The sequence below is a fragment of the Sphingobacteriia bacterium genome, from assembly GCA_017304685.1.
GTDB lineage: Bacteria > Pseudomonadota > Alphaproteobacteria > Rickettsiales > 33-17 > JAFKLR01.
The window spans coordinates 247,381-260,451 of record JAFKLR010000004.1 but is presented as its reverse complement, the minus strand read 5'-3'; the positions used below and the strand labels follow the sequence as shown (position 1 = coordinate 260,451).

The 13,071-nt window shown below is 28.1% G+C and carries 13 protein-coding genes; 7 read left to right on the top strand and 6 right to left on the bottom strand.

Going from position 1 to position 13,071, the window contains the following annotated elements; genetic code table 11:
* Positions 1–26 precede the first annotated feature (26 nt).
* From dnaJ to J0H68_06600, 3 genes are all read left to right on the top strand, one after another.
* Positions 27–1,178 (top strand): molecular chaperone DnaJ, encoded by a 1,152-nt coding sequence (gene dnaJ, locus J0H68_06610; GenBank protein ID MBN8828361.1) that lies wholly within the window; start codon positions 27–29, stop codon positions 1,176–1,178.
* Between the two features lie 178 nt (positions 1,179–1,356).
* Complete coding sequence (locus J0H68_06605; protein MBN8828360.1) at positions 1,357–2,340, top strand: ankyrin repeat domain-containing protein; 984 nt, start codon at positions 1,357–1,359, stop codon at positions 2,338–2,340.
* Between the two features lie 99 nt (positions 2,341–2,439).
* Positions 2,440–3,093 carry a superoxide dismutase gene (locus J0H68_06600; GenBank protein MBN8828359.1) on the top strand — a complete coding sequence of 218 codons (654 nt, stop codon included), beginning with the start codon at positions 2,440–2,442 and terminating at the stop codon, positions 3,091–3,093.
* A 41-nt stretch (positions 3,094–3,134) separates the two neighbouring features.
* Here the strand turns inward: J0H68_06600 and J0H68_06595 are convergent, their stop codons facing one another.
* Complete coding sequence (locus J0H68_06595) at positions 3,135–3,419, bottom strand: GTP cyclohydrolase (GenBank protein MBN8828358.1); 285 nt, start codon at positions 3,417–3,419, stop codon at positions 3,135–3,137.
* Positions 3,420–3,479: 60 nt separating this feature from the next.
* The gene (glnA, locus tag J0H68_06590) at positions 3,480–4,880 is read right to left on the bottom strand and encodes a type I glutamate--ammonia ligase (protein ID MBN8828357.1); all 1,401 of its coding nucleotides are present in this window, start codon (positions 4,878–4,880) and stop codon (positions 3,480–3,482) included.
* A 115-nt stretch (positions 4,881–4,995) separates the two neighbouring features.
* Here glnA and J0H68_06585 point away from each other — a divergent pair, with 115 nt between their 5' ends.
* The 4 genes from J0H68_06585 to J0H68_06570 all read left to right on the top strand — a co-directional run bounded on the left by J0H68_06585 (position 4,996) and on the right by J0H68_06570 (position 10,347).
* The gene (locus J0H68_06585; protein MBN8828356.1) at positions 4,996–6,258 is read left to right on the top strand and encodes an insulinase family protein; all 1,263 of its coding nucleotides are present in this window, start codon (positions 4,996–4,998) and stop codon (positions 6,256–6,258) included.
* Positions 6,221–7,414 (top strand): CCA tRNA nucleotidyltransferase, encoded by a 1,194-nt coding sequence (locus J0H68_06580; GenBank protein ID MBN8828355.1) that lies wholly within the window; start codon positions 6,221–6,223, stop codon positions 7,412–7,414. Before J0H68_06585 ends, J0H68_06580 begins: the two co-directional genes overlap by 38 nt.
* Before the next feature lie 65 nt (positions 7,415–7,479).
* The gene (locus J0H68_06575) at positions 7,480–7,704 is read left to right on the top strand and encodes a hypothetical protein (protein MBN8828354.1); all 225 of its coding nucleotides are present in this window, start codon (positions 7,480–7,482) and stop codon (positions 7,702–7,704) included.
* Between the two features lie 30 nt (positions 7,705–7,734).
* Positions 7,735–10,347: a UvrD-helicase domain-containing protein gene (locus J0H68_06570; GenBank protein MBN8828353.1), complete on the top strand. Its 2,613-nt coding sequence runs from the start codon at positions 7,735–7,737 to the stop codon at positions 10,345–10,347.
* Here J0H68_06570 and J0H68_06565 read toward each other — a convergent pair.
* The 4 genes from J0H68_06565 to J0H68_06550 form a co-directional block, all read right to left on the bottom strand.
* Entirely contained in the window at positions 10,344–10,739 is a 396-nt protein-coding gene (locus J0H68_06565) for a holo-ACP synthase (protein ID MBN8828352.1), read from the bottom strand. The two genes, J0H68_06570 and J0H68_06565, sit on opposite strands and share 4 nt — an antisense overlap.
* The gene (locus J0H68_06560; GenBank protein ID MBN8828351.1) at positions 10,739–11,101 is read right to left on the bottom strand and encodes a histidine triad nucleotide-binding protein; all 363 of its coding nucleotides are present in this window, start codon (positions 11,099–11,101) and stop codon (positions 10,739–10,741) included. The genes J0H68_06565 and J0H68_06560 overlap by 1 nt, the downstream gene beginning before the upstream one ends.
* Positions 11,098–11,670 (bottom strand): GNAT family N-acetyltransferase, encoded by a 573-nt coding sequence (locus J0H68_06555; protein MBN8828350.1) that lies wholly within the window; start codon positions 11,668–11,670, stop codon positions 11,098–11,100. Before J0H68_06555 ends, J0H68_06560 begins: the two co-directional genes overlap by 4 nt.
* Positions 11,671–11,757: 87 nt before the next feature.
* Positions 11,758–13,047 carry a bifunctional folylpolyglutamate synthase/dihydrofolate synthase gene (locus tag J0H68_06550; GenBank protein ID MBN8828349.1) on the bottom strand — a complete coding sequence of 430 codons (1,290 nt, stop codon included), beginning with the start codon at positions 13,045–13,047 and terminating at the stop codon, positions 11,758–11,760.
* Positions 13,048–13,071: the final 24 nt, after the last annotated feature.

Genomic DNA, 13,071 nt, shown 5'->3' with positions numbered 1-13,071 from the left:
CCCATTTTTCAATGAGATAAATAACAATGGCAAAACGAGATTATTACGAAGTATTAAGTATAGGTAAAACCGCATCTCAGGATGAAATAAAAAAAGCTTATCGTAAGCTTGCAATGCAATATCACCCTGACAAAAATCCTGGCAACAAAGAGGCAGAAGAAAAATTTAAAGAAATCAATGAAGCGTATGATGTTTTAAAAGATGATCAAAAACGCGCAGCTTATGACAGGTTCGGCCACAACGCCTTTGGTCAAGGTGGCGGATTTGGCGGTGGAGGTGGCGGCTTTAGCGGCGCTGAAGGTTTTGACTTTTCTAATAGTGGTTTTGCTGATATTTTCGGTGATATTTTTGGCGAATTCATGGGCGGTAATAACCGAGGTGGCGGTAATAGAGCTCAAAGCCATCAAAGAGGATCTGATTTAAGATATAATCTTCAGGTTACTTTAGAAGATGCCTTTAATGGTAAAAAAGAAACTATTAAATTTAAAACCTATGCTCCTTGTGAGCCGTGTAATACTACCGGCAGCGAAAGTAAAAGTTCAGCCCATAATTGCCCAACATGTCAAGGTTATGGGACAGTAAGAGCTTCTCAAGGTTTCTTTACTATTGAAAGAACATGTCATACTTGTCATGGTTCAGGAAAATCTATTAAAGACCCATGTAAAAAATGTCATGGCGAGGGTAGAGTTCAGAGAGAAAAAACACTTAATGTCGATATTCCTGCAGGAGTTGAGGAAGGCACGAGAATTAGAGTATCAGGTGAAGGTGAGGCCGGTGTAAGAGGAGGCGTTCCTGGAGATTTATATATATTTGTTCATATAAAGGACCACGCTTTCTTTCATCGTGAAGGAGCAAATATTTATTGTACAGTACCTTTAAAGATGGTAACCGCAGTAATGGGTGGATCAATTGATGTTCCAACTATTGAGGGTTCACTTGCAAAAGTAAATATTCCAGCCGGTACTCAACATGGTGATAAATTAAGATTAAAAGGCAAGGGGATGCATCATTTAAAATCTAAAAATCGTGGTGATATGATTGTTAGCATTAATGTAGAAATTCCAGTGAACATTACTAAAAGACAAAAAGAATTATTAGAAGAATTTGATCAGGAATCTAAAAAAGAATCTAATCCTAAATCGGAATCATTTTTTAATAAAATGAAAGGTTTTTTCTAGACAAATATTAAACTAATTTTCAAAGACTTTTTGTTAAGGTTTTCAATCACTTGAAAACCTTACATTTTCTGTTATTTTCTTTGTCATTTAATCCATTAAGCGCCTTTTTTACAATTGTAAAATATAATTACTCCAATTATAAAATAATTCTTTAATTATCAAAGACTTGGAGGGTAAAATGGCATTATCAAGAGAAGAAATTTTTAAATTAGCTAAAGAACGTGATATTCATAAAGAATGGTTATTAGGAATATTTATTGCTAGATTACAATCTCCTTTAAATAAAGCTGCCCAAAAACAACATAACAAGGATTTGCTTTATTATACTTTAACAGATAATGCAGAAGAATTAAGTAAGTTACTTACTAAAAGAAATGTAAACTACACCTATAAAATTTCAGATGATTTTTTTTTCAAATTCTCAAATTATACTCTTTTAGAACTTGCTTGTAATTTTAAAAGTATAAATTGTTTAGAATTATTACTTCAGTTTGAAAATATAAATTTAAATTCAACTAAGCGTAAAGATAAGTATAATGCTTTGATAGATGCTTGTAGAAATGGTTATGAAGAAGTTGTAAAACTTTTATTATCGAGAAGTGATATTGATATAAACGTTTCTGGGTTACATGGAAAACGACCTATCACAGAAAGCTTCGATCATTCTAGGGTTTTTAAATTACTGTGGAAAAGGAAAGATTTAGAACTTCCTGAACCAGAATCCGATAAAAAATATTTAGAAAATTTCTTTTCTTCTTTTATCAGATGCAATCACTTAAGTGTAATTGAAAGTGTTTGTAATGAAGTTTCGCCTTTAGTTATAACCCCTGAAAGCTTCGTTGCTTTTTTATATTTTGTATTAAAATCTCATGAAGGGTTAGAAAAACGTAAAGATTATAATGAATTAACAAGCAGTATAATCCCTAAAAAAATTATAATTTTAGCTGAGTGGCTTACTAATAATGATAAAAATTCTACGTTAGATCATTTAAAAAAATTAATTAAAATTATTGAAGACAAATTTCAATTTTTATCTCCAGGTGATTTGCAGATTATAAATAGTTTATCTGATTACATTAATGATATATCGCTTGTAAATACTAATTCCATGAGAGCTAATTTTACAGAAAATAATACTAATATTCTTTCCCAAGGTTTTTAATAAAATAATTTCAAAAATTATTACATAAATTTATGTTTTATGTTAAAACTAAAAAATCGATTTTATAAAGTGCTAATAAATTAAATACTGGAGAATATTATGGATTTAAACAAAATTGGTAATGAAAAAGCTAACCAAAAATCTGCACCTTTCATTTTACCGGAATTACCTTATGCACCAACTGCCTTAGAACCTCACTTAAGTTCTAATACTTTTAGTTTTCATCATGGTAAACATCACAATGCCTATGTAACTAATTTAAATGGCTTAGTTAAAGATAAAAGTGATTTTGAAAATTTAACACTTGAAGAAATTATTTTAAAATCTGCTGGCAAAAGCGAATTAGTTGGTATTTTTAATAATGCAGCACAGATTTGGAACCATTCATTCTACTGGCATTCTATGAAACAAAATGGTGGTGGAAAACCAAGTGGTAAAATTGCTGATAAAATTAATAGTGATTTTGGTAGTTTTGAAAATTTTGCGGCTGAATTTAAACAAGCAGGAGCTACTCAATTTGGTAGTGGCTGGGCATGGTTAGTTGTTGATACTGACGGTAAGCTTAAAGTAACAAAAACTGCTAATGCTGATCTTCCAATGACAAAAGGACAAATAGCACTAATAACAGCTGACGTTTGGGAACATGCTTATTATTTAGATTTCCAAAACAGAAGACCTGATTACTTAAATATTTTCTTAGAGCATTTAGTAAATTGGGATTTTGCAAACGAAAATTTAAACAAAGCTATGTAAGTAATTTTTAAGGTAGAGGTTTTCTGCTTCTACCTTTTCTTTTAAATTAAATTTTTTAAAACCTGATTATATAAAACTGGTTCAAATTCTATAATTTCATATTCTGCAAGTTTTTCTTTATAAAATGGATCTTCTGCTAAAATTTTTTTAAGCTCCTCTTTATCTTTCACTAACGAAATTATTACACCGCCGTTTCTTGGTAGTTTAGGACCCGATGCTAGAAAATAATTCTTTTCATATCCATCTTTTAACCATGTTCTATGCTCTATAAGAAATTTATCTATCTCTTCAATTGGCTTAATATATTTTAGCAAAACTACGAACATAATTTTCTCCCATCTACTTTATGACAAACTATAAGTTGCTTATTTAGCATTAAATTTAAACTAATAATACATTTCAAATTCAGCAGGATGAGGAAGCATGTTTATTTTTTCAACTTCTTGTTTTTTAAGTTTTATATAATTTGCGATAAACCCTTCTGAAAACACCTCATTTTTAGTTAAAAATGCTGTATCTTTTTCTAATGAAACTAAAGCATCATCAAGGGATTTTGCAAGGCTAGGAATTCTTTTTAATTTTTCCTTAGACATTTCATATAAATTTTGTTCAACAGCTTCACCTGGTTCGATTTTATTTATTATTCCATCAATTCCTGCCATAAGCATTGCGGCAAAACATAAATATGGATTAGACATAGGATCTGGGAACCTAGTTTCAATTCTCCTAGCTTTAGCTGAGCTTGTGTAAGGAATTCTTATAGCTGCTGATCTATTACATGCAGAATAAACAAGTGACACCGGCGCTTCATAACCTGGAACTAATCTTTTATAACTATTTGTAGAAGGGTTAGTAAAGGCATTTAATGCTTTACCATGTTTAATTATTCCACCCATATAATAAAGAGCCATTTTGGAAAGATTTGCATATTCTTTACCATCAAATAATGGTTTGTCTTTTAACCATAGTGACTGATGCACATGCATACCTGAACCATTTTCACCATAAATAGGTTTTGGCATAAAAGTAACGCTTTTACCATATGAATTTGCAACATTATGAACTACATATTTTAATTTTTGGACATTATCCGCTGCTTCTAAAATTGTTCCGAACTTAAACCCTATTTCTGATTGAGATGGAGAAACTTCATGATGATGAAGATTAGGAGTAATACCTACGCTTTTTAATTGGCTCATCATCTCAGTACGAAGTTCGCTATATATATCATTTGGGCTTGATAGTAAATATCCACTCTTTGGTTGACATCTATAACCACTATTCCCACGTGTATTAACTGTGCCGCTGTTAATTGGAAGTTCTTCACTATTTACACTAAAAAAGGAATTATATTGTTTTACATCAAATCTTACATCATCAAATATAAAAAATTCAGGTTCAGGGCCGAAATATGCGGTATCTGCAATCCCTGTATTTCTTAAATAATTTTCTGCTTTTTTAGCAATTATTCTTGGATCTCTTTCATACCCTTCTTTCTTTTCTGGTTCATATATATCACATATTAAAATAAGGGTAGGATGGGAAGTGAAGGGGTCAATAAAAGCAGTCTCTAAATCTGGTTTCATTATCATGTCGGAATTATTTATATTTTTCCAACCAGGAATAGATGATCCATCAAAGGTTACTCCTTCCTCTAATATTTCTATTAGAAAATCTTTACTAAAAGTAAAATTATGCCATTTACCAATTAAGTTAGAAAAACGTAATTCTATTAATTCGATCCCATTTTCGTTTACAATTTTCTTAATTCTCTCTAAACTATTCATATAAAACTTCCCTAAAAAGCAACTTTAATTTATATTATGCCGATGCAAATGATTTCAATTTTTGTAGCACGATATAATTTACTTGTTCAACTATAAATAAGTTACATTTTATAACATGATTAATTTAAATGAAAAAATACACACTCTAGATAACGGCATAGTACTTCTTACTGAACATATTCCTAATTCATATACGTTAGCGATAAGAATATGTTTTAAATTTGGGAGTAGATATGAGCCAGTTGAAAAAAAAGGTATAGCTCATTTTTTAGAACATATGCTTTTTAAAGGAACTTCTAGAAGAACTTCTAAAGATATAGTTGAAGAAGTAGATCTTGTTGGAGGAGATATTAATGCTTTTACAGGTAGAGAAAATACTGTTTACACTCTCACAATTTTAAATGAACATCTTGAACTAGGATTAGACATTCTTAGCGATATTTTGATTAATTCTACTTTTCCTTTAGAAGAAATTGAAAAAGAAAGACAAGTTATTTTACAAGAAATTGCTCAATATGTTGATGAACCGGAAGAATTTTTATTTGATTCATTTTTTGAAAGCACTTTTAAAAATCAGCCATTAGGCCACAATATTCTAGGTACTATTGAAACAGTTAATAATATTCATAAAGAAGATTTATTAAAATTTGTGAATGAATTTTACGTAGCAGATAATGTAATTATTTCGATAGCTGGCGATTTGTCTAAATATAACACCCCTAAACTTGTAAATAAATTTTTTGCCTCAATGCCGTCAAATCCAAAGGATAAGAGCTTTATTAAATCTAGTTTTACACCTAGTTTTTTAAGTTTAAAAAGAGAATTAGAGCAGTCTCATTATATTGTTGGTTATAAAGGTGTTGGATCACTAGATGAAGATTATTATAACCTCCAACTTATTTCTATTATACTTGGTGGAGGAATGTCTTCACGACTATTTCAGGAAATAAGAGAAAAGCAGGCTTTGGCCTATTCCATAGGCTCATATACTTATAATTATAGTGATACAGGCCTTATAATCATAAGCGCTTCTACTATTCATGAAAAAATTCCTCAATTAAATGATGGGATAATAAATGTAATAAAAAGTATGAGTGAAATTCAAGATAAAGAATTAGAAAAAGCTAAAAAGCAATATACTGCAAGTTTGAAAATGGCATATGATAGTATAACCTCACGCGCCAATTTTCTTCTAAATCAGTATTTAAAAGAAAATAAAGTTGTAACTATTGAAGAGTTATTAAAAAAGATAGATAATATAAGACTTGTAGATCTTTATCAAACCTTTGAAAGGATATTTACAAAACCTGAAATATCATTAGGTATTTTAGGAGAAACATTTGAAAACACATTATATGAAGCCCATAAAAACATTTGAAAATATTATAAAAGATTTTTTAAAAAATAGAGAATTAAAAGAGCTTATAGATATTTTAAAAAATTATAATGATAATTTTAGGTTTGTTGGTGGTTGTATAAGAAATGCTCTTCTCAAAAAAGAAGTTAAGGATTATGATTTTGCAACTTCTTTTTCCCCTGATGAAGTTATTAATATTTTAAAAAAAAATAATCTCTCGTACTATACTACTGGCATATCCCATGGTACTGTTACTGCTATTATAAATAAATCAACATTTGAAATTACTACTTTAAGATTAGATGAAGCTTGCAATGGTCGACATGCAAAAGTTCAGTATACTACTTCCTGGGAAGCAGATAGTAATAGAAGGGATTTTACAATAAATGCTCTTTATATGGATTTTAATGGGTACATATATGATTATCATTCAGGCCTTAAAGATATTGAACAAAGAAAAATAAAATTTATTGGAAATGCAGAAGAAAGAATTAAAGAAGATTATTTAAGGATTTTACGTTTATTTAGATTTTGGAGTTATTACGGGCAGGATAAATTAGATGATTTAACATTAGAAGCTTGTAAAAAACTTGCCTCTAATTTAAACAAGCTTTCTAAAGAAAGAATAAAGGAAGAATTTAGTAAAATATTAGTTAGCCCGAAAGCCTTAGAAACTTTAAATTTAATGAAAGAATATAATATTTTGAATAGTTTTAATCTTCAATTTTCTGATAATTTTAGCGAACTTGAATATCTCATTAATGAAGAAATAAGTTACAATCTTTCATTTAGTTTCATTAGAAGATTATATTTTATTATTAATAATGATAATGATTTTATTGAGAAAACTGTTGATGCTTTTAAATTAAGTAAAAAGGAAACTATTTATTTAAAAACACTTTTTGAAATTAGTCATAAAAACTTTAATGAAGTTATATATTATTTTGGTAAAGAATATGCTTGTGACTATTATATCCTCCATAAAATAAAAGACCTTTCTATATATACAAAGCTGCTCGATAAAGATATTAAATTACCAATCAAAGCTGATGACCTAATTAATAATGGATTTAAGCCTGGAAAAGAATTAGGTTTAAAATTAAAAACCTTAGAAGGTATATGGATAAATTCAGAGTTTAGTCTTAGTAAAAATGAACTTCTCAATAAAATTATATAAAAATATATTAATTTTTTAACAAAATTGATTTATAATAGAGTTATAACTTTTATTATAGGTCTATTATGTCAAAAGAAAATGAAACATTAAATGAAAACCCTTCAGTTTGGTTTAAAGTCCAATCTTTCTTTATTTTTGTATTTGACATTATAAGTACGTACATTAAAGCTTATTATGAAACTCCAAATTCAGAAACAGATAGTTATAATGAAGTTAGTTCTCAAAATATTTTACTCGAGAATTCGGAAAACATCGAAAAGACAGAGTCAAATCTCGATTACATCTCTTAGTAATTTTAACTTAACCTTTCGAGGTTAAGAATGAGTGAGATATTATATTTTGCTTTAAACCCTTCTTATTCATGCTGGATTTCTGCTTCAGCAGGTAGTGGGAAAACTAAACTATTAACTGATAGGTTTATTAGCTTACTTTTAAATAGTGTAAATCCAAAAAAGATTCTTTGTATCACCTATACAAAGGCTGCCGCTAATGAAATGAAGCAGCGAATTATTTCTGAGCTAAAATACCTTTCAACATGCGAAGAAGAAATTTTAAAGGAAAAAATAGTATATTATAAGGGCAACGCTGATATAGACTCTTTGATTCATGCTAAAAAGCTTTATTTTGAATTTTTGCAATTACAAGATCAAATTAAAATTCAAACTATTCATAGTTTCTGTTTTTACTTACTAAAACAATTTCCTTTAGAAGCAAATTTAGATCCAAACTTTAAGCTTATTGATGATATAGAAAAAGATGAGTTAATGAAGAAAACTCGTAATCAAATTCTTTTAGATAAAGAGATTAAAAACTCTTTGCAAAATTTGTTAGCTAAATTTAGTATTGAGCAATTTGATGAGTTAATAGAAGAATTACTTTTTCATCAAAATGAAATTGAAAATTTAATATATTATTACGGTGATTTTGAAAAAACTTTAATCAAACTAAAAGAAATTTTAGGTATTTTCAGTACTAAAGAACTATTAATAAAAGATTTTATAGATAAAACTTACATAATAAAAGATGAGATTTTATCTCATATAGGTAATGTTATTAGTTTTTCAAAATCGACTAAAACAGATATTGAAAAAGCTTCTCAAATTCAAACTAGTTTAAGCGAAATAAAAGATAATAATTTTAATTCGTATGTTCAAATTTTTTTAACAAAAGAAAATTCTAAATTAAAAAGGTTTTTGTCTAATTCTATTTCTAGTACTTATCCTCAGAGTGTTGAATATTTACTTAATGAGCAAGATCGTGTTTTTTTATTTAAACAGAACCTTCTAAATTATGAATGTTTTGAATTATCATCTTTAATTTTAGGTTTGTGTGATAAGATTAAAAATAAATATGAAAAAATAAAAGGCCGAAATAAAATTGATTTTAATGAAGTTTTATATAAAACAAAGGAACTTCTTTTAAATAAAGAACATTCAGACTGGGTACTTTATAAATTAGATGGAGGACTTGATCATTTTTTGATTGATGAAGCCCAAGATACAAATCCAATTCAATGGCAAATAATTGATGCTTTAACAGCTGAAATTCATAGCGGTGCAAATGATTTAGATAATCCTAAAACTATTTTCATAGTAGGAGATGAAAAACAGTCAATTTATAGTTTTCATGGTGCTGACCCAACTTTTTTTAACTATAAAAAATTAATTTTAGAGAAACAAATGCATATTGCTATGCAAAACTTTAAAATTATACCGTTAAATAAATCTTATAGATCAGCGCCTCCAATTTTAGAAGTAACAGACAAAATTTTTTCATTAGATGTGGCTAAAATTATTTCTAATGAAAAAATTTCTCACTCAACTGTAAAAGAATTTTATATTGGTAAGGTTAATATTTGGCCTATTGTACATAAAGATTTACAAGCTGAATACGTTGCTAATGAAATAGAAAAATGGTTTATTGATAAGAAAAAATTACCTAATAAAAATCGTTTTATTGAGCCTTCAGATATAATGATTTTAGTTAGAAGACGAGGGGAATTTTTAAGTTCTTTAGTTAATGAACTTAACTTAAGAAATTTGCCTAACACTGGTTTAGATCAAGTCAATCCGAATAAAAATATTATATTTTTAGATATATTATCTATCTTTAAATTTATAAATCTTCCTTTAGATGAGTTGAATTTAGCTGCTCTTTTAAAAAGCCCTTTATTTAATTTAAGTGAATCTGATTTACTTTCTTTTCTATTTGAAAGAGAGAAAAACCTTTTTAATAATATTTCTTCAAATTCTATTTCAGAAAAACTTTCCAAGTTATTACACCTTAAGAATATGAAGATTGATGAAATATTTGAGCAAGCTCAAATATTATTAGATATTCATTCAATTTATTCTAAAATTTATGGCAATGAAGCTATTTTTATAATTGAAGAATTCGAAGAAATTATTTACGAATTTATAAATGAAAACAAACTTCCTACCTTAAGTGAATTTATTTTATTACTAGAAAATAATGATCTTCTAATAAAAAAAGAATTAGATAATAATCAAAATAAAATAAAAATTACTACTGTTCATGGTTCAAAAGGGCTTCAAGCTCCTATAGTAATTCTCGCTGACGCTCAAGAAATCCCAATTAACAGAAGCAAATTACTTTGGAAAAATGATGAAACACCTATGTTGTTTCTTAAAATTGGTGCAAAATCCGAGATTATAAATAATATTTTAGAAGAAGAGCAAATCTTTCAATACGCAGAGTATTTAAGGCTTTTATATGTTGCTATTACTCGTGCAGAAGATGAATTTTGTATAATATCAGCTTCTAATAAAGATTCTATAAATGAAAAATCATGGTATTCACTTACAAAACTGGCTATAGAGCAATTCTCTAATCATATTTTAATAAATAATCGTTTAATTTATACTAATGAGGATTTATCTGAAATAAATGAATTGAAAGTATCTTTAAATTAAAATTTTTCTATTGTTACAAATGCTATAGCAAATTTTTTCTCATCGCTCAAACTTACATGAAAACTTATATTCTTAGTAAATAATTTTTCTGTATATTCCTTTGTACTTTTATGTAATACAATTCCAGGCTTACCTAAATCATCGTTAACTATTTCAATTTGATTAAGAATAATTTTTTGCCTTACCCCGGTCCCAATAGCTTTTGCAAAAGCTTCTTTAGCGGCATATCTTTTAGCTAAAATCCCTGCTTGCTGAGAAACTAGTTTTTTTGAAAAAACATATTCCAGTTCATTATTTGTAAAAATTTTTTTTAAAGATTCTCTTGTAGATTTCTTTAGTAAATTTATAAATCTACTTATTTCTACAATATCTGTTCCTATGCCTATTATCATTATTTGCTTAAATTAATATTTCTTAGATCACCGCCACCTAAAATATGTAGATGAAAATGAAATACTATTTGGTTAGCGTCTTTACCGTGATTAGCGCCAATTCTATATCCAGAAGGTTGTAAACCATGCTCAGCAGCAATTTTTTGCGCTATGCGAAAGAAATGGGCTATTTCTTCATCACTTGCTTTTACAGCAAAATCATCAAAAGAAATATATTCACCTTTAGGTATTACAATTATATGAATCGGAGCCTTTGGATAAATATCATGGAAGGCTAGTACTTTATCGTCTTCATAAACTTTTTTAGAAGGTAATTCTCCTCTAATTATTTTAGCAAATATATTATTTTTATCGTAAATCATGCGATTTCCTTATAATAAAAATGTCCTGAAATTATTTTACCATCGACTATTTCATATTTCGGTAATACACCCCATTTTGTGTAACCTTTACTTTCATATAATGATATAGCAGCAGTTCGATTTTCTCTTACACTTAATTTTATTACAGAATAACCTAATTTTCTAGCTTCATTTTCTGCGAATTCTAAAAGTTTTTTAGCAATTCCATAACCTCTTGCCCATGGAACAACAAAGTGATTATCGACTGAGCAAGCGAATGACATTGTTTCATATGAAGGATGTGATTTTACTAATTGTATTGATCCTGCAATTACACCATCAAATTTTGCAATTATTAGCTGCCTTTCAGGGACTAACATTACTCCCTTGAAATATTTTTCTAACATATTTTTATCGGTATTATAAATTTTTGCAAAACCGATAGAAAATCCATTTTGGCTGTTTATTGTTTCTAAAGTTGCATCACATAATTCAACTAGCGCATTGCTGGATAAAGCTTTAGGAGTTTCAATTATTATCTCTGGCTCAGATTTAAATGTTGAAAGCGCTTCTGAAAGAAAATTTATCATTTTTACTTTTAGGGTTTTAAAAAATTATTATTTAATTCATCTTGGTTAAATTATTAAAATTGTCAACACAAACTTTTTCATTTTTTTTTATATAATTTCTGTTTTATTTATTCTTAAAAACATTGCAGCTAAAAATAATGATCCACATACTAATATTCTACATGGTTTATTATTTTGTTTTAAAATTTTTTCTAAAGCATCTTCAAATGATGTTGCAGGACTACAATTTATTTCTATAGAGCTTGCAAATTCGCAAATTTTTTCTGCAGTATAACTTGAAGGTTCATCTTCCACATATATACCACTTAAATGCGTTATAAAGGGTTTGAGGAAAGTAAGAAAGTTTGCAACATTTCTATTTCTTGTCATTCCACATATAACATAAAGTGGTAAATCTTGTTTTTTTTCTGCCCACGCTGCAAGAGCCTGTCCACCAGAAGCATTATGCGCCCCATCAACCCATATTTCCCAATTTTGAGGTAATAAATTATATAAATAACCATAATTTATTTTTTGTAATCTTGCAGGCCACTTAGTTGTTTGTATAGCTTTTGATATTATTTCATCACTAATATTTAAATTTAAACATTCTATAGCTGCTATACTTGTTGCAGCGTTTACATATTGATGATCGCCTTCAAGCGATAAATTTTTTAATTCTAAATATTTATTCTCACTAAGATAAAATACTTTATCTTTTTCTACGTTTAAACCATATTCATAGCCATAAATAAATGCATTAGATTTTTCTTCTTCAATTTTTTCAAATAAAGCTTTTAAAGCTTCTTCTGTTTGCATTGAAATTACTACACTTGAATCTTTTTTTATAATACCTGCTTTTTCTTTAGCAATTGAATATAAATCCTCTCCTAAAAATTCCATATGATCGTAAGATATAGGTGTAATTACTGATAGAATTGGAGAGGGAACAACATTAGTTGCATCTAGTCTTCCACCCATACCTGTTTCTAATATTAAATAATCTGCTTCAATTTCGGAAAATGCTATAAAGGCAGCAACTGTCGTACCTTCAAAAAATGTTACTTGTAATCCTAATTTTTCTTCTGCTAACCTAGTTCTTTCTATTATTTCATATAAATATTCATCTGTTATTTCTTTACCTTGAAGTTTTATTCTTTCATTAAATTCTAACAAATGAGGCGAAGTATATTGATGAACTTTAAAATTAGCACGTTCTAAAATTGTTCTTATAAAGGAAACTGTGGAACCTTTACCATTTGTTCCTGCAACATGAATAACTGGTGGTAATTTTAAATGAGGATTTCCTAGCTCATTTAATAAAGGCAAAATTCTCTCTAAACCAAAATTTATTTTGCTGTACCAAAATGGCTTGGGCCAATGCGGCATTCTAACCATGTTATTACCTTTAAAATAAGGTCA